A 26,094-nucleotide genomic window follows, 5' to 3' on the forward strand; every position below is an offset into this window, starting at 1 on the left:
GGTGCCTGGGCCACGGCGGATTACGCCACGTCGCTGGGCTGGAACAGCTGGGCCGATGGCGTGAGCAGCACGGCGATCGGCGAATCGGCGATCGCCGCGGCGGCAAACTCGGTGGCGCTGGGTGCCGGCTCGTACAACGAGCGCGCGAACACGGTATCGGTGGGTGACGTGGGGGCGGAACGGCAGATCACGAATGTCGCCGCCGGCACGGAGCGAACCGACGCGGTGAACAAGGCCCAGTTGGATACCCTGGCCGACAGCGTCAGCTCGGCCGCGCATTACGTCTCGGCCACAGGGGCCGGAGACGGCTCGGACGACGCCTCGGCCACGGGCGAGCTCGCCACGGCCACGGGTGCCGGCAGCAGTGCGTCGGGCGACTTGTCGACGGCTTCAGGTGCCTTTGCCACTGCCAGCAACGAGTCGACCACGGCGGTCGGTGCGTTCGCCACGGCCAGCGGCGCTGGATCCACGGCCATCGGCGACAGTGCGAGGGCGTTGGCAGCCAATTCGGTCGCGCTCGGCAGCGGCTCCCTGGCGACGCGGGCGAACACGGTTTCCGTGGGCAGCGCCGGCAACAATCGCCAGATCACCAACGTGGCGGCCGGTACGCAGACCACCGACGCGGTGAACCTGGGCCAGTTGAACAGCGCGCTTTCCAGTGCGTTCTCGGGAACCTCGGGCACGGCGGGCAACGCCGTCGCCATGGCCCTGGGTGGCGGGGCGACGATGGGCGCAAACGGGTTCGTCGGCCCGGTCTATCGGGTGCAAGGCAGCTCCTACGGCTCGGTGGGCGACGCCGTGGGCGCATTGGATGGCGCACTCTCGTCGCTCGACAATCGCGTGGGTGCGCTTGAGACCCAGTCCGACGGCGGAAGCATGAAGGCCAGCTCCACGGTGCAGCGCACGGCGGCTCCCTCGATCGCCGCCCGCTCCGCGCCGACGCCCGCGGTCACGCCGGAGGTCACCGCCGCGGTCACCGCGGCAGCGGCACCGGTCGCGACAGGCACGCCCACCGCGGCGGCGGTCGTGCCGATCACGCCCGCCGCCGTGGATGGTGGCGGTGCGCCGATCACCAACGTCGCCGCGGGTACCGCGCCGACGGACGCCGCCAACGTGAGTCAGGTGGACCAGGCCGTCGCCACCGCGAAGTCCTATGCCGACCAGGGCGACGCCACCACGTTGCAGAGCGCAAAGGCCTACACCGACCAGCGGTTCGGCGATGTGGTCAGCGGCGGTGCCTTCGACGAGTACAAGCGCACGGTGGACCATCGCTTCAGCAACCTCAACGACCGCCTGAACAAGGTGGGCGCCATGGGCGCTGCCATGTCGCAGATGGCGTTCAGCACCCAGGGCGTCAGCGGGGACAACCGGCTGGGCGTGGGTGTCGGCGGGTACAAGGGCCAGGGGGCGCTGTCGGTTGGCTACTCGCGCAGCATCACCCCCCGTGCGACCGTCACCTTCGGCGCGGCGATCAGCGGCGGCGAAAGCTCCGGTGGCGTTGGTGTAGGCGTAGGCTGGTAATGAACCGGGCGGTGCCCTACAAGGCACCGCCAAGTCCTTGAAAGCCGGCGGCGACGCCGGCTTTTCCTTTTTGCGCCACGTCGCGGAACACGAGGCCCACGGTCGCCGTCGACGCACGGTATGTGCTACCAATAGCGGCCCGTGCGGTCAGGAACGATCGCGGCGGAAAAGGCATTCAACGGACCGTGTGGAGAAGGCATGTCTGCGATGACCGAGCACAGGGACATGCTCACCGGCGAACCCGGCGAGGCACAGGTCTGCGCGCACCTCGTCGCGCATGGCCGCCTGAAGGACACCGACCTCGCGCGGGCGCGCCGCCTGCACGACGAAACGCCGGAGGGCACCCTCACGGGTCTCATGGCCCGGCTGGGCCTGGTTTCCGAACGCGACCTGGCCGACGCCTGGGCCGACCTGCTGGGCCTGCCCCTGCTGGCGGCCAAGGACGCGCCGGAGTTGCCCCCGGCCGACGTCGAACTGTCGGCCCGATTCCTGAAGCAGTACCACGTGGTGCCCGTGCGCGAAGGCGAAGACGGCCTGGCGCTGCTGGTGGCCGATCCGGCCGATCCTTACCCGTTGCAGGCCGTGCGGTTGGCCACGGGGCGCGAGGTACAACTTCGTGTCGGACTGCGTTCCGAGATCGACGACCTCATCGAAAGGTATTACGGCCAGGGCCGCTCGGCGATGGGCAGCATCGTGGAAAGCCTGGATGGTAACGCCGCGGTGGAAGACGACGTCGAACACCTGCGCGACCTCGCCTCGGAAGCGCCGGTGATCCGCCTGGTGAACCTGATCCTGCAACGCGCCGTGGAACAGCGCGCCTCCGACGTGCACATCGAGCCGTTCGAGAATCGTCTTAAGGTGCGCTATCGCATCGACGGTGTGCTGCATGAAGTGGAAGCGCCGCCGTCCAGTTCGACCGCCGCCGTGATCTCGCGCGTGAAGATCATGGCGCGCCTCAACATTGCCGAACGCCGCTTGCCGCAGGACGGCCGCATCCAGTTGCGTGTGCAGGGCAAGGAGCTGGACCTGCGCGTGTCCACTGTGCCGACCAGTTTCGGCGAGTCGGTGGTGATGCGTATCCTCGACCGCGAATCGGTGGTGTTCGACTTCGCGTCGCTGGGTTTTACCGACAACTTCCGCGACCGCTTCGTGGAGGTGCTGGACCGCCCGCACGGCATCCTGCTGGTCACCGGTCCCACCGGCTCGGGCAAGACCACCACGCTTTATACGGCGCTGTCGCAGATCAACACGCCCGACGTGAAGATCATCACGGTGGAAGATCCGGTCGAATACCAGATCGAGGGCATCAACCAGATCCAGGTGAAGCCGCAGATCGGCCTGGACTTCGCGGGCGCGCTGCGCTCCATCGTCCGCCAGGATCCGGACGTGATCATGATCGGCGAAATGCGCGACCTGGAAACCTGCCGCATCGCCATCCAGTCGGCGCTCACGGGTCACCTCGTGCTTTCCACGCTGCATACGAACAGCGCCTCGGGCGGCATCACTCGCCTCCTGGACATGGGCGTGGAGGATTACCTCCTTGGCTCGACGGTCAACGGCATCCTGGCGCAGCGCCTGGTACGGCGCCTGGACCCGGAAACGGCCGTTGCCTATGAGGCGCTGCCCGAGGTCATCGAACAGTTCGAACTGCACAAGTACACCGACGAGCGCCCCATCCGCCTCTGGAAGCCGGGTTCCAGCGCCGCCAACCCCACCGGTTATCGCGGACGCCGCGCCATCATGGAATTCCTGGTGATGAGCGACCCGCTGAGGCGGCTGGTGATGCAACGTGCCGACGCCGGCGAGATCGAGCGCCAGGCTCGCGCCGAAGGCATGCGCACCATGTATGAGGATGGCCTGGCGAAGGCGGTGGCCGGCGTCACCACGATCGAGGAAGTCCTGCGCGTCACGCAGGAATCGTAGGTCCGCGCATGAGCCAGTTCCGTTACCGAGCCATCAGCGCCGCCGGCGAAGTCCTCTCCGGAAGGATGGAAGCCGCGTCGGTGGAGGACGTGGTCGCGCGGCTGCACGACCAGGGGCACACCCCGCTGGAAGCCGCGCCGGCCGACGGCGAATCCTCCGGTGGCGGCATCGCCGCCATGTTCCGCAAGGGCCCCTTCACCGGCGACCAGCTCGCCCAGTTCACACACCAGCTGGCGACACTGCTCGGTGCGGGCCAACCGCTCGACCGTGCGCTGGGCATCCTGCTCGACCTCCCGGAGGGCGAACGCGCGAAGAACATGGTGGAGCGCATTCGCGACCGCGTGCGCGGGGGCACCACGTTGTCGACCGCGCTCGACGAGGAAAACGGCGTTTTCCCGCGTCTGTATGTCAGTCTGGTGCGTGCCGGCGAAGCCGGCGGATCGCTGGACGAAACGCTGCGCCGCCTGGCCGATTACCTCGAACGCGCGCAGGCCCTGCGCGGCAGCATCATCAACGCGCTGATCTACCCCGCCTTCCTCATGGTCGGCGTGCTCGGTTCGCTGGTGCTCCTGCTGGCGTATGTGGTGCCGCAGTTCGTGCCCATCTTTGCCGACATGCAGGTGCCGATTCCGCTCATCACCCAGGTGGTGCTCGCCATGGGCACCGCCATCAGCGATTGGTGGTGGGCGATCGTCGTCCTGTTCGTGATGCTCGGCATGGTGCTCCGGCTGCGCCTGCGCGATCCCGACACGAAGCTGGCGTTCCATGGCCGCCTGCTTACGATGCGCGTGGCCGGTCCGCTGCTGCTCAAGGTGGAAACCGCACGCATCGCGCGCACCCTCGGCACGTTGTTGAAGAACGGCGTGCCGCTGCTTTCCTCGCTCGCCATCGCACGGCAGGTCACCGGCAACCGCGCGCTCGACCTGGCGTTGGAGCAGGCAGCCGATCGCGTGAAAGGCGGCGCCGGACTCGGCAGCGCATTGGCCCAGACGGAACGTTTCCCCCGGCTCGCGTTGCAGATGATCCAGGTGGGCGAGGAGGCCGGCGCGCTCGACACCATGCTGCTCAAGGTGGCGGACACCTTCGACGTGGAAGCCAAGCGGGCCATCGATCGCCTGCTCGCCGCGCTGGTGCCGACACTCACCATCGTCATGACCGTACTCGTCGCCTTCATCATGGCGGCGATCCTGCTGCCGCTGCTCAGTCTTACCAGCAACATCAACTGACCGAATCCGTTCCAAGGAGCTTCCCCATGCGTGCCTTCCGTCCCCTCCGCCATAGCCATGCCCGCGGTTTCACCCTGCTGGAAATGCTCGCCGTGATCGTGCTGATCGGCATCATCGGCGCCATCGTGGTCACCCAGGTCGGCAAGAACGTCGACAAGGGCAAGTACGGCGCCGGCAAGGCCCAGCTCACCACGCTTGGGCAGAAGATCGAAAACTACGCACTCGACAACGGCACCCCTCCGCACGCCCTGGAAGACTTGACCACCAAACCGGCCGACGCCAGCAACTGGCAAGGTCCGTATGCGAAGGAATCCGACCTCAAGGATCCCTGGGGCCATCCCTTCGGTTACCGCTACCCTGGCGAGCACGGCAGCTTCGACCTCGTGTTCTACGGGCAGGACGGCAAGGCCGGCGGCGAAGGCTATGCGGCCGACGTCGGCAACTGGCAGTAAGAAGGACACCTGGCAATGCGTGCGTGGGAAGCGCGCCGGCGCGCGAATGGAACTCGCGGGAAGACGGTTCGTACCCCAGCGGGCACGAACGGTCCAGCGCGCTCCTCACGGGGATTCACGTTGTTCGAAATGCTGGCCGTGATCCTGCTTATCGGGATCGCCGCGGCCGCCGTATCCATTCCCATCACGCAGGGCCTTGCCAGTGCGCGCGTGAACGCCGCCAGCGGCGAGCTGGCCGCCGCGCTTCGCTGGACACGCGCGCAATCCATCGTGCGGGGGAAAGCCCTCGCACTGGAAGTGGACACGGCGGCTTCCACCTATAAGGCCCCGGGCAAACCGGACGTACGGCTGCCCAAGGACATGCGCGTGGCGATCACCAGCGCGCGCGAAGACCAGGCCAACGCCACCACAGGCCGCATCCGCTTCTTTCCCGACGGCAGTTCCACGGGTGGCCGCATCACGCTCAAGCGCGGGCAACGCGAGTGGCACGTGAACGTGGCATGGCTTACCGGTGCCGTCAGCGTCGTGGACTCGAAATGATGTTCCCGCGGCGCCAGCACGGTTTCAGCCTGCTCGAGGTGATCGCGGCCATCGCCGTGCTCGCCATCGCTTTCGCGGCGCTCATGCAGGTCGCCGGCAGTTCGTTGAGCCTCACCGCGCGCGCCAACGAGCGCACCCAGGCGGCCCTGCGTGCACGCACGCTGCTCGACAGTGCGTTCGTCATGGAGCGCGTGCGCGAGGGCGCGACCGAAGGTCGCTTCGACGACACGTATCGCTGGCGCATGAACGTCACCCGCTTCCAGAGCCCGGGCGACACCCCTGCGAACGATGCGCAGCCCGACGACGATGCCGGTGGCGGCATGTATCGTCTGGATCTCGACGTGGTGTGGGGGCAGGGCGGCGACGAGCGCCATGCCCGGTTCTCCACCCTGCGCCTTGCCGGTTCGGGCGGGGGGAACCCGCCATGAGGCGTGCGCACGGTTTCAGCCTCATGGAGGTGCTGGCGGCGCTCGCGCTCCTCACGATCGTATTGCTAGGGGTGTACTCGGGCATCAGCACGGCCACTCGCATCGTGCGCAGCGGCGACAACGCCATCCAGCGCATGGACGAGATCCGCTCGGCGCAGAACTTCCTCCGCGCGGAACTCGCACAGGCACTGGTCGTGCCGTTCGACCAGACCGACGACGGCGACCCCATCGTGTTCTCTGGCGACAGCAAGGCGCTGCGCTTCGTGGCACCGCTGCCGGGGTACCTGTCGCGGCTTGGGCCGCAGCTGCAGACCGTCTCGCTCGTCGACGACGGCGCATCCGGCTATCGACTCGAAGTGCGCCTCGCGCTGTTGCCGCCCGACGGTAGCGATCCACAGCCGCTCGGCGAGCCCGAGGTACTGCTGCGCGGCATCCGCAAAGGTTCGTTCAGTTACCGTGGCATGGACGAGCAGAACCGCCCCGGCGACTGGTCGGACGCGTGGTCCGATGGCCGCCGCACTCCGTCGCTGGTTCGCGTCGAGCTGGAAGTGGACGGCAACGTGGCCTTCCCGATGCTGGTCGCGCCGGTGCGGATCGACGCCTCGGCATCGCGCAACGGCTTCAACGTCGGGCGCCTTCCGCACGGACCGGTGAGGCGATGATGTCCATACGCGAACGGGGCGTCGCCCTCCTCATCGTGCTTTGGGGCTGCACGCTGCTGGCGATCATGCTCGGCGGCTTCGCCGCACTGGCTCGCACCGAGGGCCTGCAGGCGCGGTACCAGTACGCGCAGACGCGCGCGCACTACGCGGCCGAAGCCGGTGTGATGCGGGCCATCGAAGCGCTCCAGGCTCGCGACTTCCGTTCGCGCTGGATCGCGGACGGCCGCATCTACGCCTTCGAATTCGACGATGCGAAGGTGTCGATATCGATCGTGGACGAGGACGGCAAGGTGGATCTCAACGCGGCCTCCGGCGACGTTCTCGACGGCCTCTTTAAGGCGGCTGGCGTCGCGGACGACAGGGCCCACCGGCTCTCCGCAGCCATCCAGGACTGGCGGCGGCCGGGCGATGCCGCTTCGCCCAACGGTGCGAAGAAGCCGCAGTACGATGCCGCCGGCCTCGGCTACGGACCGCGCAACGGACCGTTCGCCACGGTCGAGGAAGCACGCATGGTGCTGGGCATGGACGCGACCACATGGACGGCAGTGGCGCCGGCACTCACCATCTGGTCCGGCCGCGAGCGCCCCAATGCCGAACATGCGCAGCCACTGGCGCTGGCGGCGATTCCCGGGCTCGGGCGCGCGGGGGCAGACGCGATACTGGCCAAGCGCGGCCAGGCGGACGGGGCCAACCTCGCGGGCGGTAACGGCGTCACACACACGATACGTGCGGAAGCGATCCTTGACGATGGAACCAGGAGTTCCCTTACATCGACCGTCCGATTGCGTGGGATAAGATCGGGTAACCAGCCCTACGCCGTATTGCGTTGGCGCGAAGGAGACGTTGAATGAGCACCCTGCAGGACGCCTCGCAACTACAGCTCGACCGCCTGCGCCGTGCTTGGCGTGGCAGCGCGCTGCCCGGCTTCCTGCGCTGGTGGGGCAACGAGCTGGCGCCGCTGGTGCCGGCGCGGTGGCGCGCCGCCTTCGCCGGCGGCCAGCGCTGGTACGTCGTCGAGCGGATTGCCGAGGGCTGGCGCCTGCGCCGTGCCGGCGAAGGCAGCAGTCTTGTCGACATCGCCGACGTCGATCCACCGGAGCATCGCGCGGGCCTGCTGGCGCGCGCGCTGGCGGAAGCCGACCCGACCGACCGTCGCATCGCGCTCGTGTTGCCCGCGACGCAAGTGTTGCGTCGACGCCTGGTATTGCCGCTCGCCGCGCGCGACAACCTGCGTCAGGTCGTGGGCTTCGACCTCGACCGGCAGACGCCCTTCCGCGCGGAAGACATCCACTACGGTGTTCGCGAACTCCAGGAGACGGCGGGCGAGGGCCGCTTCGTCGCGGAACTGGCAGCCACGCCGCGCGCCACGCTCGATCCGCTGCTCGACGAACTCGTCGCGCTCGGTATCCATCCCGATCGTGTCGACGTGGGCCAGGGCGACGCGCTCGCGGGAGTCGACCTGCTGCCACCGGCGCGGGCGCCGCGTCGTGTCGACCGCCGTCGCCGCCTCAATGCGGCGCTGGCGGCGGCCATCGTGCTGCTCGTCTTCGCCGCCATGGCGGCCTGGTTGCACAATCGCAATGTGGCGCTGGAAACGATGACCGCCACGGTGGAGTCGATGCGCGCCGATGCGCAGCGTGTGTCGGCATTGCGTCAGCGCCTGACCGAGAGCGCCGGCGCTTCCGGATTCCTCGCTCGCAAGAAAACCGAAAGTCCCTCCATTCTTCCCGTGCTGGAAGAACTCACCCATCGGCTGCCGGACGACACGTGGCTGGAGCGTTTCACGCTCAACGCCACGGGCCAGCTCGGTTTCCAGGGGCAGAGTCCGCAGGCGGCACGCCTCATCGACGCGTTGAAGGGCGCGCGCACCATCGGCGAGCCGAGCTTCCAGGGCACCATTCAGTCCGACCCCACGTCAGGCAAGGAGCGCTTCTACATGCAGGCGAAAGCAGTGATGCCGAAGCAGGAGGCCGCCAATGCGCATGAAGCCCGTTGAGTCCCGCATCGCCGCCTTGTTGCTGCTGCTGGTCGTGGTCGTCGCCGGTTATTTCGCCCTCGTGCACTGGTGGTTCGTGGCTCCCCAGCTTGCCATCGCGGAACAGATGGACGACCTGCGCGACACCCAGCGCCGGTTCGCCGCGGCCATTGCCGAGCGGCCGCAACTGGAAAAGCGCCTGGCCGCGCTGGAACAGGGGCAAACGCGCAGCGACGCCTTCCTGCCCGGCGACGACACCAACGCCGCGGCCGCCGGGCTCATGCAGCGCATCGTCGACGTCGCTGCGGCCCATCGCGAGGACGGCGCATGCGACGTCGTGCAGAAGATGCCCGTGCCCAGCCAGGAAAAGGCGGGCGACCCCTACCGCAAGGTCACGGTCAACATCAGCCTGCGCTGCCAGATGCAGCCCATGACGGCCGTGCTGCACGACATCGAGGAAGAAACGCCTTATCTCTTCATCGAGGATTTCAGCATCTATCGCAACCCCGTCGCCGCCCGCTCGGGAGCGGCCGCACCGATGGAAGTCCAGTTCACCGTTTCCGGTTACATCCATGCCGCGCGCGCGGCGAAGGCGGCTTCGTGAACGCCGCGGGTCAGCGTCGCCTGACGCCCGTGCTCGCGGCCGTCGCCGCTGTGCTGGCCGCGCTCGTGGCTTCGCTTCTGCTGGGCGTGGGACAAGGCGTGCGCTGGGACGACCCCGGCAAGCCGGAACCGCTTCCTGCCGCCCGTCCCGTCGCCATGCCCACACCCACGCCGCTGGCGCGCTTCGCGGAGGTCTGGCAGCGTCCGCTCTTCATGGCCGACCGCAAGCCTGCCGCCGTCGCGGACGCGGGCGACGACACGGGCAACATCGGCGACCTCGAGCTCACGGGCATCATCGTCACGCCAGGCCTCCACATGGCACTGCTCCGCGACCGGAGCAAGGACACCACCGTGCGCGTCAAGGAAGGCACCGCGCTTGCCGACGGCCACTGGACGCTCGCCTCGCTCACGCCCCGCAGCGCCATCTTCGAAAGCGGTGGCGAGCGTCGCGAACTCACACTGAAGGTGGCGGCGCCCGATCCGCTGACCAACGGCACGCAGAGGCCCGGTGCCCCGCCGATGCCTGGCCAGCCCTCCGTTCCGCTGCGCCCGCAACCGGCCGGCAATGGCGTGCACGTGGAACGACAAGCGTCATCCGGCATCACCGGGCCCTCGCTGCCCAAGCCTGCGCCGGCGTCGACTTCGCGGGAGCCGCAGCCCCGGCAGGACGACGACGCGCTTCAGCGAGCCCGCATCGAAGCCTTGAAACAGGCCGTGCAGCGGCGGCGCATGGAACAGCAACAGCGACAACAACAGGCCACGGATCTGAAGTAGCAGGGCACGCTCGCCCTCAGGGAAGGAGGAAACATCATGAAACGCGGAAAAATCGGCATGGCCGTGCTCACGGCCATGCTGACGGTGGCTTGCACCCCGAAGAACCTGCGATCCGACGGCGACCTCGAACGGGAGGCCCTGGTGGGGCTCGACCGGCCCGTGCCTTCAGCACTTCCCATTCCGGGGCAAGACGCTGACATCTCAGCCGCGGAAGCCGCCGCGACGGCTAACGCAAAGGGCGACATCCGTCGCGGTAGCGGCCGTTTCATCGCGCCGCATGCGGCCGAACACCCCAGGCAGGACGCGAAGGGCGCGGGCTCCGTCACGCTCAACTTCGAAAACCAGCCGATCGAAGCCGTGGTGAAGGCGATCCTCGGCGACCTGCTTGACGTGAACTATTCCATCGCTCCTGGCGTGGAAGGTTCAATTTCCTTTTCCACCGCGAAGCCGGTCCGGCGGGAGGAAGCCCTGCCGATCCTGGAGACATTGCTCTCGTGGACAGGCAATGCGTTGGTGCGTGAGCAGGGCCGTTACAGCGTGCTGCCCACCACTCGCGCCGTTCCCGGGCGCATAGCGCCCACCCTGAAAGCCGCGAAGCCGGCGTCGGGCCTGCAGGCACGCCTGTATCCGCTTCGACACGTGGCCGCGCCGGCGATGGCCAAACTGCTGGAGCCTTTCGTCGTTCCCGGTTCGATACTCCTGGCCGACCCCGCGCGCAACGTGCTCGTCGTGGCCGGCACGCGCGACGAACTGTCGAATTACCAGGAAACCATCGACACCTTCGACGTCGACTGGATCTCGGGCATGTCGGTGGGCGTCTTCAGTCTCGAGCATGCCTCCGTCGACGAACTGCTGCCGGCCCTGGAGTCGGTGTTCGGGGAGAAGAGCGGCACGCCGATCGGAGGCCTGTTCCGCTTCATTCCCATCGCGAGGACGAACGCGCTCGTGGTCATCGCCACCCGGCCGGATCATATCGACCAGGTTGGCGACTGGGTGGCCCGCATCGATCGCGGTGGCGGCAACGAGCCGCGTCTTTTCGTGTACGAGGTACGTAACCTGCTTGCGTCGGACGTGGCGAAATACGTCGGCAACGTGTTCGGTGGTGCCGTATCGGGCGACACGTCGCCGCGCGTCGCCCCCGGCCTCGCGCCGGCCACGTTGGACGGCGAGCAAGGGTTCGGCACCGGCTCGGCGGACACGCTCGGTAGCGACGCGCAGGCCGACGCCGGCGAGTCGTCGTCGTTCTTCCAGGGGCCGGCCCCGGCCGCTTCCTCCGGCAAGGGGGGCGACGCACGCTCGGGTGTCAGCATCACCGCCGTGGACTCGAACAATCAGCTGATCGTGCGCGCACGGCCGTCGCAGTGGGCCGAGATCCGCCAGGCGATCGAGCGCCTCGACGCCGTGCCCCTCCAGGTGCAGATCGAGACACGCATCCTCGAGGTGTCGCTGCGCGACGAGTTCCGCTTCGGCGTCCAGTGGTACCTGGAGGGCCTTGCGGGCGGCAATGGCGGTGTGGGGCAACCCGGTAACAAGCAACAGTGGGCCCTGGGCGCCGCGCCCGCCATCGGCGGCAAGCCGGACACCTTCTTCTATTCGTTCGTCAATAGCGAATTGCAGGTGGCGATCCGCGCCATGGAGCGCGATACGAACACCAAGATCCTCTCCGCGCCGTCGCTCGTCGTCGTCAACAACCGCAAGGCCCGCATTCAGGTGGGCGACCAGATTCCGGTGACGCAGACTTACGTCAACACGGGGCAGGGCAACAACAATCAGGTCGGCCAGGTGGAATACAAGGACACGGGCGTCATCCTCGACGTCCGTCCGCGCGTGAATCCGGGCGGCCTGGTCTACCTGGACGTTGCGCAGGAAGTGAGCCGCCCCGATCCGGCGCCGGCCGGACAGAACCGACCGATCGTCAAACGCAAGCTGACCACGCAAGTGGCCGTGCAAAGTGGGCAGACCGTGCTTCTGGGCGGCCTGATACGCGACCTTCGCACGAAGGAGGAGAATGGCGTACCGGGACTCTCGCGCATTCCGTTCCTGGGCGCATTGTTCCGGGACCGTTCGAACGCACGCGTGCGCACGGAGTTGCTTGTGCTCATCACGCCACGCGTCATCACCAACGGCGAGGACGCCAAGCGTGTTTCGGACGACTACCGGCGTGCGTTCCGTTCGCTCAGGCCGTTCGAGAATTCGCCCGGCACGGCTTCGGAACCGGCGTCGGCCGTGGAAGGCTGATGACGCGGATGCTTCGAACACGTTGTTCGGAGCATCCTCAGGCCGGTCGGCTTGCGTACCATAGCGGGGCATGGATCCTGTCTTTCCCATTACCCCGCTGCTTCCGCAGATCGTCGCTTCCCTCGAGGCGCATCCGCGACTCGTGCTCGAGGCGCCGCCCGGCGCAGGCAAGACCACGCAGGTGCCGCTGGCCTTGTTGCGTGCGTCCTGGCTTGGCGACAAGCGCATCGTCATGCTCGAGCCGAGACGCATCGCCGCGCGCGCCGCGGCCGGGTTCATGGCCCGGCTTCTCGGCGAGGAAGTGGGTGAGACCGTCGGCTACCGTATCCGGTTCGAATCGCGCGTGGGTCCTCGCACGCGGATCGAAGTGGTCACCGAGGGCATCCTGGGCCGCATGATCCAGGACGATCCGGCGCTCGAAGGCGTGGGCGCGGTGCTCTTCGACGAGTTCCACGAGCGTCACCTGGCGGGGGACCTGGGCGCGGCGCTCGCGCTGGATGTGCAGGCCAGCCTGCGCCCGGATCTCCGTCTGCTGGTGATGTCGGCCACCCTCGACGGCGAGCGTGTCGCGCAATGGCTCGACGCGCCCCGGTTGGCCAGTCCCGGCCGCAGCTATCCGGTACGCGTGGAGTATCCGCCGGCACGCACGCAAGAGACGGTGGAGCAGCATCTGGTACGCACCGTGCTGCAGGCACTGCGGGACATCGACGGGGACGTGCTCGCGTTCCTGCCGGGCCGCCGCGAGCTCGAACGCGCGCGGAGCATGCTCGAGCGTGCCGAAGAGCAGGTGGAGGTGGTTCCGCTGCATGGCGAACTGTCGCTGGCGGAGCAGCAGTGGGCGCTGACCCCCGCCGAACCGGGCACGCGCCGCGTCATCCTCGCGACCAACGTGGCCGAATCCAGCGTCACCTTGCCGGGTATTCGCGCGGTCGTGGACACGGGGCTCGCGCGCGAACCGCGCTTCGACCCGTCGTCGGGCTTCGCACGCCTGGAAACCGTGAACATCTCGCAGGCTTCCGCGGACCAGCGTGCGGGCCGCGCGGGCCGTGTCGCCGAAGGTATCGCCTATCGCCTCTGGCCACAGAGCCGGCGTCTCGAAGCCTCGCGCAGTGCCGAAATCGAGCACACGGAACTGTCGGGGCTGGCGCTCGAGCTTGCGGGGTGGGGCAGCGACGACCTGCCGTGGCTGGACAAACCGCCCGCGGGTGCGATGGCTCAGGCGCGCGATCTCCTGCGCAGGCTGGGCGGCATCGACGATGCGCTCGCCATCACGGCCCTTGGGCGCGACATGCTGGCCCTCGGCGCCACACCCCGCCTCGGCGCCGCGGCGTTGCGGGCACCGGCGACGCACCGGGCACTCGTGGCAGACATCCTCGCCTTGGTCGAGGCACGGTCGCCATTGCGCGGCGAACAGGGGCGCACCGACGATTTCCGGCAACGGGTGGCCGCATTGCACGTGTGGCGCGATGGAGGCGCGCGCGCCGCGAGGAGCGGGTCGGCGGACGTCGGCGCGCTGGCGGCGATCGAGAAAGCCGCTTCCGGCTGGCGCCGTCGCCTCGGCGTGCGCACGGGTGCGAGCGGCGTGCCGCACAGCCACGCCGTAGGCGACCTGCTTGTCCACGCGTTTCCCGACCGGGTGGCGCGCCGCGACGACGCGCAATCCACACGCTACCAGCTCGCCAACGGACGCGGTGCGCGCCTGCACGAGGCGAGTGCGCTGCATGGCGAGCCGTGGCTCGTCGTCATCGATCTTCGCCTGGAGGCGCGTGACAGCCTGATCACCACCGCGGCGCCCTTCGATCCCGCCGTGCTGGAACGCGATCATGCGGAGCGTTTCGTGGTCGAGCGCGTGGTGCGCTGGGACGATCAGCGGCAGATCGCCGAGGGATTCGAGGAGCGCCGCTTCGACTCCCTCGTGATGTCGCGCCGGCCGGTGCCGTTGACTGACGAGGACACGGTGCCGGCGCTCCTCGCCGCGGTCCGCTCACGCGGGCTTCGCGCGCTGCCATGGAGCGAGCACGCCTTGCGTCTGCGTTCGCGTATTGGCGCCCTGCGCACGTGGCGTCCCGAGCTGGGGCTTCCCGATGTGAGCGACGACGCGTTGCTGCGCGATCTGGAGGCATGGTTGTCGCCGCATCTGGCGGGCAAACGAAGGCTCGAAGCCTTGCAGGCCGCCGACCTGTCCCATGCCTTGTCGTCGATGCTCGACTACGAACAGCGGCGCGCCGTGGACGCGCATGCGCCGGAAGAACTGAAGGTACCCAGCGGCATGACGCGAAGGCTGGAATATGGCACGCGCGACGACGATGCCGGCGCGCCGCCGGTGCTGGCGGTGAAACTGCAGGAGCTGTTCGGCCTGGCCGATACGCCCCGCGTGGGCGACGGGCGGGTGCCGGTGATGCTGCACCTGCTGTCGCCGGCGGGCCGTCCCATCCAGGTCACCCAGGACCTGGCGGGCTTCTGGGACCGCACCTATCCAGAGGTGAAGAAGGAGCTGAAAGGGCGCTATCCGAAGCATCCCTGGCCCGACGATCCATGGACGGCCACGGCCACCCATCGCGCCAAACCGCGGGGCACGTGAACCGCCGCGGGGATTCCGCTGCCCGCGTCAGCCCAGAGGACGGACGCGGAAGTTCCTGCCCTTGATCTTGCCCGCGCGCAGCCGCTCGAGCGCCTTGTTCGCCAGATCGCGACGTATCGCCACGTAAGCGCGTGTGGCGTAGACGTCGATCTTGCCGATGTCCTTGCCGTCGAGGCCGGCATCGCCGGTCAGCGCACCCAGGATGTCGCCGGGACGCATCTTGTCCTTGCGGCCGCCATCGATCACCAGGGTTTTCATCGGTGCCAGATTCAGCACCTTCCGTGCGTCCGCCACCGGCTTCGTGGGATACCGGGCAAGCGGGGCACCGAGGCGCTCCTCGATCGCACGGAGCTTGTTCAGTTCGCGCGAGCCCGCCAGTACGATGGTCAGCCCGCGGGCCCCGGCGCGACCGGTGCGACCGACGCGGTGGGTGTGGGTGTCGGGATCGTGCGCCACGTCATAGCTCACCACCATGGGCAGGTCGGCGATGTCGAGCCCGCGCGCGGCGACATCCGTGGCCACGAGGATGGTGCAGCTGCGATTGGCGAAGCGCACCAGTACTTCATCGCGGTCGCGTTGCTCCAGATCGCCGTGCAAGGCGAGCGCCGAGAACCCTCGCCTGTCCAGTTCGGCGGCCACGCTCTCCGTGTCCTTGCGCATGTTGCAGAAGACCAGCACGGCTTCGGGCTTCGCCTGGGCAAGGATGCGCGAAAGGACATCGAGCTTCACCGGCGGCTCCGCCTCCACCACCCGCTGCTCGATGCTGGTTTCGTCATGCAGTTCTTCCACGGAGATTTCGACCGGATCGTGCTGCATGCGCGCGCTGACGGCACGAATGGCCTCGGGGTAGGTGGCCGAGAACAGCAACGTCTGGTGATGCTTGGCAATGCGCTTCACGATGTCGTCCATGGCTTCTTCGAAACCCATGTCGAGCATGCGGTCGGCCTCGTCGAGAACGAAAACCTTGATGCCGCCGCCGTGCAGACTGCCGCGCTTCAGGTGTTCCTGTACGCGTCCGGGCGTGCCCACGACGATATGCGGATCGTGTTCGAGCGAGGCGAGTTGCGGACCGAGCGGCATGCCGCCGCACAGCGTGAGCAACTTCACGTTCGGAATGTTCACGGCAAGGCGGCGGATGGCCTTCGCGACCTGGTCGGCCAGTTCGCGTGTGGGACACAGTACCAGCGCCTGAAGGCGTATCTGCGACACGTCGATACGCTGGAGCAGCCCGAGGGCGAACGCGGCGGTCTTGCCGCTGCCCGTGCGGGCCTGTGCGATGACGTCACGGCCTTCCAGTATGTGCGGAAGCGCCTCGCGCTGGATCGCCGTCAAGGAGGGGTAACCGAGGCCTTCGATGGCGGCGAGCAGCGCGGGAAGCAGGGGCAATTGCTTGAAATCGTTCATGCCCAATGATGACACGTCCTGCGCCGGACCACTCCGCCCTCAACATTGCGGCGGCGGCGGTTCGCCGATATCCGGATTCTTGAGGTAGGACTGCCGGGCATCGGGCGCCTCCGATACCGGAGGCAAGCGCGGCGGCATCAGCCTGAACGAGCGCTGCCGCCATAACATTCCCCGGAACGACCGGTCCATGCTGGTCGGAGACAGGGCCTGTCGTATCTGGGCTTTCCTTGCCGCTGTGAGCACGTCGTTCGCGACCAGCGGCTTGCCCGACGACGCGTCTACCAGCACGCCCGCGCGAAGTCGGGCGCTTCCGGCGGCAACCGCGGCTTCCTCTTCGGCGACGGGAAGGCTGCTGTAGAACTGGCTCAAACGAATATCGAGGCCGTGAGCCGCGGAGAGGCTACGCATGCCCAACCTGCACGACGAGCAGGCCATGCTGCTGACAAATCCCTGGAGGCTGCCGCCAGCCGGAATCGTACCGCTGACGATGTCCTGTTCGATGGTCTGAAGGATCTTCATTTCCGCATCGAGGGCGCCCTGTTCGCCGGGAACGGAGAAGGGCGTCAGCACCGAATCGTCGAGAAGGAGGACACGCGCCCGGACATCCACGGCGTCGAAGCCGGCGAAATAAACTTCATCTTCCGCGTCGCGGAGCACAGCCTCCTCGGCGCCGGTATCCGCTGCTGTCGCCAGCCTGGCGTCCCATTCGTCGATGTCGGACAGAGGCGAGGTGGGCGTGCTCCCCGGTGTCGGTCCTTCGAACAGCGATTTGGCAAGGACACTGAGCGGGTCGCCGCTCATGGCATGGTAGACGCGGACCGCACTTATGCCATTGCGTATGTACCGATATTCGAACCGGGCCAGCTTCGCGTCGCTCAAGGACGTTTCGAGCAACTCCCACCGTATGGCCCGATGTTCGCCACGGTACTTTTCGAAGAGCAGCTTTTGCATGGCGTCGACGTAACGCTGGCTGGTGGCTTCAAGCAAGGCCGCTGCATTGCCCTCGTCGAGGCCGATGGTGTCGAAGACCACCGCCCCCGCCTTCGCCGGCTGGCACACCGTGGCAAACAGGTAGAACGGGACGGACCTGAAGAATCGATGCATGTTCATTCCGGAGCGAGGCAGGTAACAAGGTCGGCTCGATCGGCGGCCGCCGCGGCATCCTCGGCCTCGATGGATTCGGCAGCCACCAGTTCATCGGCCACCACGGCTTCCACGAATTCCAATACGGGTGCCATCTCCAGCAGTGGAAGGGCCAGCAGGGCGATAGCGGAAAACAAGGAGTCGTGTGCCGGTGGGCGACGCGGCCGGGGCCTCGCCTGGAAACGAACTTCTTCCACATACCATCGATGCACGGCGCGATCCGTGGCGCCTGCGAAGCAAAGGTCACGTCGGTCCCCTTCCACACCCGTACCGGCGGTGCCCGTCACAGGAGACCCGTCGGCGTGACAGGGTGGGCCTATGAGATATCCCCGGGCGTCGCGGTAGGCAGCCGCGATCCGCGCAATGCGATAGGCCACGGGCAGTTCCCGCAGGCCCGTGGAGGCACGGCTGCCCGGCCGCCAGTGCAGCATGCGGTGCTGCACGAGGGCGGACAGGTAACGAAGATCGTGCGGTGAAACCTCCTCGTCGTGGCGCGCGGCCATGACGCGCTCGAAAACGTCGGCGTGAACGCCCAGGGCCGCGCGTCTTTCCGGAACGATATCCTGCATCTGGCGACGGAGAATCTGCAGGGCCACCGCGTAGTAGGCCGCCTTGGTGGAATGGGCGTACCCGGTGACATCGAGCATGTGCCAGAAGATGTCGGGGTCCACATCGGCCTTCCTCGCACCGGCGGCGATGAACGGGTCCTTGAAATACCTGATGGTGCCGGCTGCCAAGTCGCCCTCGGGGCGCGCCTTGGTCACGCCCAGGTCCCAGTACAAGACCTCCAGCGCATCGCGATCCGATGCCACGCGGTCGCCGAGTGCGTCGAGCGTGGCCTGCCAGTGGGGTTCGTTGGCGAAGGCCGGCGAACGGTTCGTATCGCTATACGGCGAAGCAGGGTCCACCAGGATGTCGCGCATGAGCGCAGCGGTGCCATAGCCCTCGGGCCACTGCGGTCCCACCCGTGCGATGCGCTCGCGTTGCATGATCGAAACCACGTCGATACCGGTGATGCGCGTGGCGTAGCACGAGGCTGGCATCGCCAGCACGAGTGCGGCCATGCAGGCACCCTTGCTCACGGTACGCATGCGGATTTGGCAGCTTTCAGTCGTCCGGACTGGAAGCCTTCCGCTTCCTCGAGCAGGCCAAGTGCCTCACTCTCCCCTCTGGGATTCGCGGCTCGCACCTTTCCTGTGACAAGCGTTCCGTTGATCGTCGTTCTGCGGCCGGTGAAGAATTCGGAGTAAGCCTTTTGGCTCGGGCTCCAACGGGCTGCCGGAACGTCCTTCGTGCTCGTCAGGTGATGCACCACGGTGTTCCGCAGCTTGTACGTATCGGCGAATTGGGTGATGGCCTGGGTGCAGGAGGCGCACGGGGGCTGGCTGACGAAGATTTCCAATTCGCCGCCGGGCGGAATGATCGCCTTGTTCAGGTCTGCCTCCAGTTCGCGCAAAGCCTTGAATTCCGCATCACGGCCATGTCGCCCCGAAGGACGAAACCGGCTGCCGGCCTGCGGCCGAGCGGAAACGCGAACCTCGTTGGCGCCAAGGCGTGGATAGAAGCGCTGTTCCGCCACATCCTCCTCGATATCCACGGCCCAGCTTCCTTCCGAACCGCTTGTGGAATCGCTTCCGGTCGGGCTGCCGGAGTCGGCGATCCAGCGCAGCGTACCCTCGATCGATCGACCGCTGCGCGAGTGATAAACGCGCGGTGCGCGGGCGCCGTTATACCTGTATTCCACTCGCGCGACCGTCGACCTCAACGAATGGTCGCGCAACTTTCTCATCAGGTTTTCGTCGTTCACGAACGGGGCGTGTTTCGACTGCTGCAAGGCGTTCTGGAACGCGTAGAGGTGGAAGCGGGCTTCCTCTTCGAGGATGCCCTTGGTGTTGGCGGCGCCAGGAAGGAACTCGATTCCGCCGGCAGCGGCATAAGTGCATGCCAGCAGGAGGAAGGCGGCCAACGCCGCGCGCAGGGTGTGGAGATGGCGGTTCATTAACGGATCCTGCAGGTAATGTTTTCGGCGCGCTCGGCGGTCAGCGCGGCTTCCTCTTCGACAATGGCTTCATCGGCAAGAAGTTCCGACGCAATCGCCTCCTCGGCAAGCTCGAGCAGTGCAATTCCGTCGAACAGGAACAACGCGGGAGAGAGCAACTGCACCAGCTTCTCGAACCCGGTGGCCTGCTTCGCCTGCGGGTGTTTCACCTCCTGCCAGAGGATTTCCCGGTGGTACCAGGAGCGAACGGACCGATCGGTTGCGGCCGCGAAGCAGAAGGGCATGCCTGGTTCCGGAATGGGCAGGTCGGCCGCCGTGCAGGTGGGAGCATTGGCGTAGCCGGCGGCGTCGGAATAGGCGGCCGCAATGCGGGCCACGCGGTAGATGGTGGGAAGTCCGGACGGTAGGCCGCCGGAAGCATAGGCCGGCAACCGGGATGACAATGCGCCTCGTAGCACCCCACCCAAGTAATGGCGATCCTCATCGCTGACGTAGTCGGGGTTGTGTGCGCTCATGTAGCGCGCAAGCACCTCCGGCCGAATAGCCATCGCCGTATAAGCGGATGTGTCGTTCCTCTTCATCTGATCGCGCAGGATCTGAAGTGCCACAGCCTCTCCGGCTGCCTCGGCGAACTGGCTGCCATTGAGCATGCGTGCCTGCCAGAAGATGTCCGGGTCGACCCCGGCCTTGATGGCCTGCGCTGCCGGATAGGCTCCGCGATAGAGCGCAGCGACGTGTGGTTCGACCGGGTAGTCGACGCCAGGCCGTGCCTTCGTCACGCCCGTTTGTAGCTGCAGGGCACGCAAGGCCCTTGCCTCCGGATCATCGGCCTGCGGGAACAGCTTGTCGCTCATCGTCTTCCACCATGGAGACCTGACGATGGATGGCTCGGCTTTCAGATCCGAGAACGGCGACGCGGGTGTGACCAGCAGATCGTCGAGGAAGGCATGGGTCGAGCCGTTGAAGGCCTCGGCGGCGCCGGAGTGCTCGATGCGATGGCTTACGATAGCCGCGTAGATCTCCGGGTCCTGGGTCTCGGACGCCAAGGCGGGGAAGGGAATCAGGCATGCCAGCACGGCAAGCCGGAGGATTGACATCATGTCGAGTGGATCTCCTTGGGGGGCGGGGTGTCGCCAGTCTGGCGTTCGAATGCGCGGGGCGCCGGCCGGTTAGTCGCACACGGGCAGGCGCTCGGGTGGAAGGTTTCCCTCGAGCGGTCGCAAGGGCCGGACGCCCGCGCGGTTGTTCCGCACTGTGCGGAACACCGCCTTGCGGCGCTCGTCGAAGGCGGCGTATGCCTCGCTTCCCTCCTCGGTGTAGGCGATCTCCGCGGACATGCCGAAGCGGTCGGTGAACTTGGCGAAGACTTTTCGGCAGGATTCGCAGGGAATCTTCGACACCCTGACGCGAAGCTGGCCCCCGGCGGCGACCTTGCCCTCTTTCAGTTCGCGCTCCAGTGTCCGGAAGGCCTTGAGTTCGGCATCGGCGGAATGATCCAGTCCGTCCGCCGTCTCGGCGGCGTGCAGCTCGGATTCCGCCTCGTCCACGCTGCGTGCGCGCACGTCCCATCGGGTGTTCCGGAACTGGTCTGCCACGGACGATAACGGCTTCAGCGATACGCCGTCTTTCGCGGAGAGCAATCGCGCGAAGGCCTCGTCGGGTTCGACGCCCGACATGGCGTGGTAGACGCGGGTCTCCGTGCCGCCTTCGATGGGGAAGGTGTATTCGAGACGAGCCACCGTCGCCCGTTTGAAGCCGCTTTCGAAACTCGAAAACACATTGCGTTGCGTAAGATACGGTTCTTTCGGCGATTCCAGTTTCAACCAGCGGTCGACGCTGTAGGCGTAGCGGGTGAACGTGTCGGACAGCTCGGCGACGACGGCGCTATCGGCGTCGTCGACAGGGATGTATTCGACTTCCTGCGCGAGGGCGGCGGCGGACGTCCCCGCCATGGCGAGAAGAAGGAGCGTACGCCGCGCAAAGTGGGCGATCTGGCTGCGATGTCTGGTCATGGGATGCGGCAGGTAAGTAACGATTCGTATTCCGCCGCGGCGTCGCCCTTCACTTCGGCGACCAGTCCTTCGTCCACGAGCTCGGCGGCGATCTCCCTCTCGACGAAATACGGCGACGGAACGATGTCCACGCCAAACAGCACCTCGCTGAGCGCGAAGAACATCAGGGCGATCCATGTGTGCTCGCCGCTGGCCTTCCACGCCGGGTGGGCCTGGTTCCACATCTCGTCGGCGTACCAGCGGTACACCGCGTTGTCGCTGGCATCGGCGAAGCACAGTGGGCGATGGTCGCCCGGCGCCTGTGTGCCGGCGCCGGGCTGATGGGAGCCATCGGGTCCGCATGGGAACGTGCTGGCAAGGGCGTATCCCTGGCCGTCCCGGTACGCGGCGGCGAGGCGGGCGACCCGATAGGGCGTGGGTAGCGCGCGCAGCCCGTACTGGTTTCGCAGGCCGACTCGACGTGTCCGCGCTTCCTGCTCGACAAGAAGCGACAGGTAGCGGCGGTCGGGATCGGCGAAGTCTTCCGGGATCGCCGATGCGACGAGACGGTCGACGATCCCGGCCCGGATGCCCATGCGCGGCCAGGCTTCACGGGGGTACGCGCGCGCGCGGTCGCGAATGATCTGGGCGGCCACCGCGTAGTTTGCCGCGACGGTCGAATGATCGTCGGTGGTGACGGCAAGCGCTGCGCTGAAGATATCCGCATCCACACCCGCTTTCGCGATGCCGGCCACTACCAGGGGGTCCTGGTGTTGCGGGTACAGACGCGAAAGGTCGACCCTCTCCATTGCCTCGTGCGGAATGTCCTTCCCTGGGCGTGCCTTGGTCGTGCCCAGGTCCCACTGCAGGGCGCGTATCGCTTGCTGTTCGGCCCCGTGCGCTTTCATCGTTGGCAGTGATGCAAGCATCTTCAGCCAGTACTCTTCGCTCGCGAACGCCGGCTTGTCCACGGGCGGGCCATAGGGCTCGCCCGCCCTTGGCGAAAGCTGCTCCCGCCACGCCGCCAGCGAACCGTCGATCGTCGTGCCGGCCGAGGTGTCGGCTCGCGTCGCCAGCAGCACCTTGGCCACGTCGACGCCGTCGGCGGCATCACTGGCATTCGTACAGGGTGAGAGCGCGAGGAATGCGATGGACACGGCTGCCAACCACACGTTCTGTGCCACGTTCCCTCCTTGGGTCATGGCGCGCCGGGGTGTCGCGCCGAAGCGACATTAGAAGGGATGTCACGCGATGCGGCTGTCGGATTACTCCGTCATCCGGCGAGGTATGGGATCGCATTGGTGTAAGCGAATTCGCCAGAACGCCGGATGGATCATTGGCAGAGTGGCGCGGGCGTGCCTACCAGATCTGGCGCTCCGGCAGCAGGCCTCGCAACTCCGCTTCAGTGAGGTTGCGCCACTGCCCGGGTTTTAGATGGCCGAGCTTCACATTGATGATGCGCACGCGCCGCAGCTGCGTGACCCGGTAACCGAACGCCGCCGCCATGAGGCGGATCTGCCGGTTGAGGCCCTGGGTAAGAATGATGGAGAAGCCGTACTTCGCGATGCGCCGTACCTTGCAGGGGCGGGTCATCTGCCCATGCACCCGGACACCTCGTGCCATGCCGGCGAGAAATTCCTCGGTGACCGGCTTGTTGACCGCCACGAGGTATTCCTTCTCGTGGTGGTTCTCCGCCCGGAGGATCTCGTTGACGATGTCGCCGTTGCTCGTCAGCAGGATCAGGCCCTCGGAATCCTTGTCGAGGCGGCCGATGGGAAAGATGCGCTGCGGGTGGTCCACGAAGTCGACGATGTTGCCGTCCACCGTGGTGTCCGTGGTGCAGGTGATGCCCACCGGCTTGTTGAGGGCGATATAGACGCCGCGGCTCTTGGCGGGGCTGGCGATCAGCGTGCGGGCGACCACGACCTCGCCGTCGACCTTGACGACGTCGCCTTCGAGGGCCTTGGCCCCCATGCCGACGACCTCGTCGTTGATGGTCACGCGGCCGGCGACGAGCAGTTCGTCGGCCTCGCGACGCGAACAGAGGCCGGCTTCGCTGATGTACTTGTTGACCCGCATGAACCCGGCCGCCGGATCAGGAACGCAGGCCGACGCCGCGGGTGAGCAGGCGCAGGGCCACTGCCGCCAGTCCGACCACGAACACCAGCATCACCACGAATGCCGTGACGATGGGTACGTCGCTCACACCGAGCACGCCGAAGCGGAAGGCGTTCACCATGTAGAGGATGGGGTTGGCGAGCGAAATGGTGTGCCAGGGCTCGCCCAGCAGGTCTACCGAATAGAACACGCCGCCGAGATAGGTGAGCGGGGTGAGCACGAAGGTCGGCACCAGGGCGATATCGTCGAATTTCTTCGCGAAGACCGCATTGACGAAGCCTGCCAGGGAGAAGACCGAGGCGCCGAGCACCACCGAGAGGAACGTGATGAGCGGGTGCGCCACGTGCAGGTCGGTGAAGAACAGCGCGATGACGAGCACCAGGGCGCCAACGATCACGCCGCGCACCACGGCACCGGTGACGTAGCCGAGCAGGATGACCCAGTTGGGCATGGGCGAAACCAGCATTTCCTCGACGAAGCGGCCGAACTTGGCTCCGAAGAACGACGAGGAGATGTTGCCGTAGCTGTTCGTGATGATGCTCATCATGACCAGGCCCGGCACGATGTACTGCATGTAGGTGAAGCCGTGCATCGTGCCGATGCGGCTGCCGATGAGCTTTCCGAAGATCACGAAGTACAGCGTCATCGTGATGGCGGGCGGGATCAGCGTCTGCGTCCAGATGCGCAGGATGCGCATGATCTCGCGGCGGACGATGGTGCCCAGGGCGACAAGGTTCGTGGCGCCGCTCATGCCGCGTTCTCCCGGCCGTGCTCGACCAGCCGGACGAACAGTTCCTCGAGGCGGTTGGCCTTGTTGCGCATGGACGTGACGGTGATGCCGTGCCCGGAAAGCGCGGCGAACAGGGAGTTGAGATCGTGGGCCCGGGACATTTCGGCTTCGATGGTGTGGTCGTCGAGCTTGCGCAGCGTGACGCCCGGAAGGGAGGGCAGGGCGTCGGGCACACTCGACACGTCGAGCACGAAGGTCTCGACATCCAGCGTGGCGAGCAGGCTCTTCATCGTGGTGTTCTTCACGATGCGGCCCTGGTCGATGATGGCGATGTTGCGGCAGAGCTGCTCGGCTTCCTCGAGGTAATGCGTGGTGAGGATCACCGTGGTGCCGGCGGCGTTGATGCCGCTGACGAACTGCCACATCGACCGGCGGATCTCGATGTCGACACCGGCGGTCGGTTCGTCGAGGATCAGGAGCTTGGGCTCGTTCATCATGGCGCGGGCGATCATCAGGCGCCGCTTCATGCCGCCGGACAGCATGCGTGCCTGGTGGTGCGCCTTCTCCCAGAGGCGAAGCTCCTTCAGGTACCGCTCCGCGCGCTCCGAGGCCTCGGCCCGGCCGATGCCGTAGAAGCCGGCCTGGTTCACGCAGATGTCGAAAGGTTTTTCGAACTGGTTGAAGTTGATCTCCTGGGGAACCAGGCCGATCAGACGCATCGCTTCGCTGCGATGCTTGTGGATCGACACGCCGAACACCTCGGCGTCGCCCGACGAGGCGTTCACGAGGGAAGAAAGGATGCCGATGAGGGTGGACTTGCCGGCGCCGTTGGGGCCGAGCAGGGCGAAGAAATCCCCCGGCTGGACGGTGAGGGAGACGCCCTTCAGGGCCTCCACGCCGTTTCCGTAGGTCTTCCGTAAATCGTTGACGTGCAAAGCGGGAGTGGTCATGGGCTGCGCCGAAATGACAAGCCGCCTATTATACCGGGCTTTGCCGGGCGGCTTTCGTTCCCCGGCGTCAACAGAGACTTTCCATGGCCGAACAGTTCCAGTTGCGCCTCGTCGACAGCTTCATGCTTGCCCCGACGGTTCGCCACCTGTCTTTCGAGCGGGTCGACGGCCAGGCACTGGCCTTCGTGCCGGGCCAGTTCCTGCAGGTGCACTTCCATTATGACGATGGGAAGGCCACCAAGCGCAGCTATTCCGTGGGCACGGTCGGCGACGGCAGCAGTCCGGTGCAGCGGATCGAGATCGCCGTGAGCTACGTGGACGGCGGCGCGGCCACGGCCCTCCTGGGTGGCCTCGAGCATGGGGGCACCATCGATGCCAGCGGGCCCTACGGCCGCTTCTGTCTCATGGACGGCGATACCAACAGCCGGTACATCCTTATCGCCACCGGGACCGGCGTTACCCCCTACCGGGCCATGCTGCCGCAGATCGAAGCGCTGATGGCCTCGCGCGGCTGCCGCTTCGTGCTGCTGTATGGCGCAAGGAACGAGGGCGAGCTGCTGTACGGCGAGGAGTTCGAAGCCTTCGCGCGCGCGCATGAAGGATTCACCTTCCATCCCTGCCTGTCCCGCGGTGCCCGCCCCCATCCGCGTCCCCACGACCGTCTGGGCTACGTGCAGGACATGCTCGCCGAGCTGGAGCCGAACCCCGAGGGAGACATCGCCTATCTCTGCGGCAATCCGAACATGGTGGACGCTGCGTTCTCGGCACTGAAGGAACATGGGTTGGCCGTGCAGCATATCCGTCGCGAGAAGTACATTTCCTCGCGGTAGGGCCGC

General features: G+C 66.8%; 23 protein-coding genes and 1 pseudogene. 14 read left to right on the top strand and 10 right to left on the bottom strand.

Going from position 1 to position 26,094, the window contains the following annotated elements:
* From FHS47_RS19625 to hrpB, 13 genes and pseudogenes are all read left to right on the top strand, one after another.
* A partial coding sequence (locus FHS47_RS19625) for a YadA-like family protein (protein ID WP_208382103.1) occupies positions 1-1,521 on the top strand: 1,521 nt, incomplete at its 5' end.
* A gap of 207 nt (positions 1,522-1,728) precedes the next feature.
* Positions 1,729-3,444, top strand: a complete 1,716-nt coding sequence (gene gspE, locus FHS47_RS16900; protein ID WP_167032297.1) for a type II secretion system ATPase GspE — start codon at positions 1,729-1,731, stop codon at positions 3,442-3,444.
* An 8-nt stretch (positions 3,445-3,452) separates the two neighbouring features.
* Positions 3,453-4,670 carry a type II secretion system inner membrane protein GspF gene (gene gspF, locus FHS47_RS16905; protein ID WP_167030851.1) on the top strand — a complete coding sequence of 406 codons (1,218 nt, stop codon included), beginning with the start codon at positions 3,453-3,455 and terminating at the stop codon, positions 4,668-4,670.
* A 26-nt stretch (positions 4,671-4,696) separates the two neighbouring features.
* Entirely contained in the window at positions 4,697-5,122 is a 426-nt protein-coding gene (gene gspG, locus FHS47_RS16910) for a type II secretion system major pseudopilin GspG (RefSeq protein ID WP_167030855.1), read from the top strand.
* Positions 5,123-5,227: 105 nt separating this feature from the next.
* A pseudogene (locus FHS47_RS16915) lies at positions 5,228-5,662 on the top strand (GspH/FimT family pseudopilin); the annotation flags it as partial.
* Entirely contained in the window at positions 5,659-6,090 is a 432-nt protein-coding gene (locus FHS47_RS16920) for a prepilin-type N-terminal cleavage/methylation domain-containing protein (protein ID WP_167030861.1), read from the top strand. The pseudogene FHS47_RS16915 and the gene FHS47_RS16920, both read left to right, overlap by 4 nt.
* Complete coding sequence (locus FHS47_RS16925; RefSeq protein WP_167030864.1) at positions 6,087-6,752, top strand: prepilin-type N-terminal cleavage/methylation domain-containing protein; 666 nt, start codon at positions 6,087-6,089, stop codon at positions 6,750-6,752. Before FHS47_RS16920 ends, FHS47_RS16925 begins: the two co-directional genes overlap by 4 nt.
* Positions 6,749-7,603 carry a type II secretion system protein GspK gene (locus tag FHS47_RS16930; RefSeq protein ID WP_208382106.1) on the top strand — a complete coding sequence of 285 codons (855 nt, stop codon included), beginning with the start codon at positions 6,749-6,751 and terminating at the stop codon, positions 7,601-7,603. The genes FHS47_RS16925 and FHS47_RS16930 overlap by 4 nt, the downstream gene beginning before the upstream one ends.
* On the top strand, positions 7,600-8,748 hold the full coding sequence (locus FHS47_RS16935; RefSeq protein WP_167030868.1) for a PilN domain-containing protein: 1,149 nt from the start codon (positions 7,600-7,602) through the stop codon (positions 8,746-8,748). The genes FHS47_RS16930 and FHS47_RS16935 overlap by 4 nt, the downstream gene beginning before the upstream one ends.
* Positions 8,735-9,331 carry a type II secretion system protein GspM gene (gene gspM / locus FHS47_RS16940; protein ID WP_208382107.1) on the top strand — a complete coding sequence of 199 codons (597 nt, stop codon included), beginning with the start codon at positions 8,735-8,737 and terminating at the stop codon, positions 9,329-9,331. Before FHS47_RS16935 ends, gspM begins: the two co-directional genes overlap by 14 nt.
* Positions 9,328-10,104: a general secretion pathway protein GspN gene (locus tag FHS47_RS16945; RefSeq protein WP_167030874.1), complete on the top strand. Its 777-nt coding sequence runs from the start codon at positions 9,328-9,330 to the stop codon at positions 10,102-10,104. Before gspM ends, FHS47_RS16945 begins: the two co-directional genes overlap by 4 nt.
* Positions 10,105-10,140: 36 nt before the next feature.
* Complete coding sequence (gspD, locus tag FHS47_RS16950; RefSeq protein WP_167030891.1) at positions 10,141-12,342, top strand: type II secretion system secretin GspD; 2,202 nt, start codon at positions 10,141-10,143, stop codon at positions 12,340-12,342.
* Positions 12,343-12,412: 70 nt separating this feature from the next.
* Complete coding sequence (hrpB, locus tag FHS47_RS16955) at positions 12,413-14,923, top strand: ATP-dependent helicase HrpB (RefSeq protein WP_167030894.1); 2,511 nt, start codon at positions 12,413-12,415, stop codon at positions 14,921-14,923.
* Between the two features lie 27 nt (positions 14,924-14,950).
* Here hrpB and dbpA read toward each other — a convergent pair whose 3' ends face one another.
* From dbpA to FHS47_RS17005, 10 genes are all read right to left on the bottom strand, one after another.
* Positions 14,951-16,327: an ATP-dependent RNA helicase DbpA gene (dbpA, locus tag FHS47_RS16960; protein ID WP_167030897.1), complete on the bottom strand. Its 1,377-nt coding sequence runs from the start codon at positions 16,325-16,327 to the stop codon at positions 14,951-14,953.
* Positions 16,328-16,366: 39 nt separating this feature from the next.
* On the bottom strand, positions 16,367-17,431 hold the full coding sequence (locus tag FHS47_RS16965) for a hypothetical protein (protein WP_167030900.1): 1,065 nt from the start codon (positions 17,429-17,431) through the stop codon (positions 16,367-16,369).
* A 2-nt stretch (positions 17,432-17,433) separates the two neighbouring features.
* On the bottom strand, positions 17,434-18,561 hold the full coding sequence (locus FHS47_RS16970) for a hypothetical protein (RefSeq protein WP_167030903.1): 1,128 nt from the start codon (positions 18,559-18,561) through the stop codon (positions 17,434-17,436).
* The gene (locus FHS47_RS16975; RefSeq protein WP_167030906.1) at positions 18,549-19,469 is read right to left on the bottom strand and encodes a hypothetical protein; all 921 of its coding nucleotides are present in this window, start codon (positions 19,467-19,469) and stop codon (positions 18,549-18,551) included. The genes FHS47_RS16970 and FHS47_RS16975 overlap by 13 nt, the downstream gene beginning before the upstream one ends.
* Positions 19,469-20,569 carry a hypothetical protein gene (locus FHS47_RS16980; RefSeq protein ID WP_167030909.1) on the bottom strand — a complete coding sequence of 367 codons (1,101 nt, stop codon included), beginning with the start codon at positions 20,567-20,569 and terminating at the stop codon, positions 19,469-19,471. Before FHS47_RS16980 ends, FHS47_RS16975 begins: the two co-directional genes overlap by 1 nt.
* 69 nt (positions 20,570-20,638) lie before the next feature.
* The gene (locus FHS47_RS16985; protein ID WP_167030912.1) at positions 20,639-21,481 is read right to left on the bottom strand and encodes a hypothetical protein; all 843 of its coding nucleotides are present in this window, start codon (positions 21,479-21,481) and stop codon (positions 20,639-20,641) included.
* A complete protein-coding gene (locus FHS47_RS16990; RefSeq protein WP_167030916.1) occupies positions 21,478-22,644 on the bottom strand; it encodes a hypothetical protein in 1,167 nt (388 codons plus the stop codon). The genes FHS47_RS16985 and FHS47_RS16990 overlap by 4 nt, the downstream gene beginning before the upstream one ends.
* 175 nt (positions 22,645-22,819) lie before the next feature.
* Positions 22,820-23,539, bottom strand: a complete 720-nt coding sequence (locus FHS47_RS16995) for a pseudouridine synthase (RefSeq protein ID WP_167030919.1) — start codon at positions 23,537-23,539, stop codon at positions 22,820-22,822.
* Positions 23,540-23,555: 16 nt separating this feature from the next.
* The gene (locus FHS47_RS17000; RefSeq protein WP_167030922.1) at positions 23,556-24,329 is read right to left on the bottom strand and encodes an ABC transporter permease; all 774 of its coding nucleotides are present in this window, start codon (positions 24,327-24,329) and stop codon (positions 23,556-23,558) included.
* Positions 24,326-25,258 (bottom strand): ABC transporter ATP-binding protein, encoded by a 933-nt coding sequence (locus tag FHS47_RS17005; RefSeq protein WP_167030925.1) that lies wholly within the window; start codon positions 25,256-25,258, stop codon positions 24,326-24,328. The genes FHS47_RS17000 and FHS47_RS17005 overlap by 4 nt, the downstream gene beginning before the upstream one ends.
* An 83-nt stretch (positions 25,259-25,341) precedes the next feature.
* On the opposite strand from FHS47_RS17005, the gene FHS47_RS17010 reads away from it, so the two are divergent.
* Complete coding sequence (locus FHS47_RS17010) at positions 25,342-26,088, top strand: FAD-binding oxidoreductase (protein ID WP_167030928.1); 747 nt, start codon at positions 25,342-25,344, stop codon at positions 26,086-26,088.
* Positions 26,089-26,094 lie beyond the last annotated feature (6 nt).

Origin of the sequence: Luteibacter sp. SG786 (assembly GCF_011759605.1) — a bacterium.
Classification (GTDB): Bacteria; Pseudomonadota; Gammaproteobacteria; order Xanthomonadales; family Rhodanobacteraceae; genus Luteibacter.

What these genes read in the sequence shown, in the direction of transcription:
- FHS47_RS16965 (WP_167030900.1), bottom strand. Translation starts at nt 17,431, where the DNA reads ATGCATCGATTCTTCAGGTCCGTCCCGTTCTACCTGTTTGCCACGGTG.
- FHS47_RS16980 (WP_167030909.1), bottom strand. Translation starts at nt 20,569, where the DNA reads ATGATGTCAATCCTCCGGCTTGCCGTGCTGGCATGCCTGATTCCCTTC.
- FHS47_RS16920 (WP_167030861.1), top strand. Translation starts at nt 5,659, where the DNA reads ATGATGTTCCCGCGGCGCCAGCACGGTTTCAGCCTGCTCGAGGTGATC.
- FHS47_RS16930 (WP_208382106.1), top strand. Translation starts at nt 6,749, where the DNA reads ATGATGTCCATACGCGAACGGGGCGTCGCCCTCCTCATCGTGCTTTGG.
- FHS47_RS17010 (WP_167030928.1), top strand. Translation starts at nt 25,342, where the DNA reads ATGGCCGAACAGTTCCAGTTGCGCCTCGTCGACAGCTTCATGCTTGCC.
- FHS47_RS16925 (WP_167030864.1), top strand. Translation starts at nt 6,087, where the DNA reads ATGAGGCGTGCGCACGGTTTCAGCCTCATGGAGGTGCTGGCGGCGCTC.
- gspF (WP_167030851.1), top strand. Translation starts at nt 3,453, where the DNA reads ATGAGCCAGTTCCGTTACCGAGCCATCAGCGCCGCCGGCGAAGTCCTC.
- FHS47_RS17000 (WP_167030922.1), bottom strand. Translation starts at nt 24,329, where the DNA reads ATGAGCGGCGCCACGAACCTTGTCGCCCTGGGCACCATCGTCCGCCGC.
- FHS47_RS16975 (WP_167030906.1), bottom strand. Translation starts at nt 19,469, where the DNA reads ATGAACCGCCATCTCCACACCCTGCGCGCGGCGTTGGCCGCCTTCCTC.
- gspE (WP_167032297.1), top strand. Translation starts at nt 1,729, where the DNA reads ATGACCGAGCACAGGGACATGCTCACCGGCGAACCCGGCGAGGCACAG.
- FHS47_RS16985 (WP_167030912.1), bottom strand. Translation starts at nt 21,481, where the DNA reads ATGACCAGACATCGCAGCCAGATCGCCCACTTTGCGCGGCGTACGCTC.
- FHS47_RS16995 (WP_167030919.1), bottom strand. Translation starts at nt 23,539, where the DNA reads ATGCGGGTCAACAAGTACATCAGCGAAGCCGGCCTCTGTTCGCGTCGC.
- gspM (WP_208382107.1), top strand. Translation starts at nt 8,735, where the DNA reads ATGAAGCCCGTTGAGTCCCGCATCGCCGCCTTGTTGCTGCTGCTGGTC.
- FHS47_RS16935 (WP_167030868.1), top strand. Translation starts at nt 7,600, where the DNA reads ATGAGCACCCTGCAGGACGCCTCGCAACTACAGCTCGACCGCCTGCGC.
- FHS47_RS16970 (WP_167030903.1), bottom strand. Translation starts at nt 18,561, where the DNA reads ATGCGTACCGTGAGCAAGGGTGCCTGCATGGCCGCACTCGTGCTGGCG.
- gspD (WP_167030891.1), top strand. Translation starts at nt 10,141, where the DNA reads ATGAAACGCGGAAAAATCGGCATGGCCGTGCTCACGGCCATGCTGACG.
- dbpA (WP_167030897.1), bottom strand. Translation starts at nt 16,327, where the DNA reads ATGAACGATTTCAAGCAATTGCCCCTGCTTCCCGCGCTGCTCGCCGCC.
- FHS47_RS17005 (WP_167030925.1), bottom strand. Translation starts at nt 25,258, where the DNA reads ATGACCACTCCCGCTTTGCACGTCAACGATTTACGGAAGACCTACGGA.
- gspG (WP_167030855.1), top strand. Translation starts at nt 4,697, where the DNA reads ATGCGTGCCTTCCGTCCCCTCCGCCATAGCCATGCCCGCGGTTTCACC.
- hrpB (WP_167030894.1), top strand. Translation starts at nt 12,413, where the DNA reads ATGGATCCTGTCTTTCCCATTACCCCGCTGCTTCCGCAGATCGTCGCT.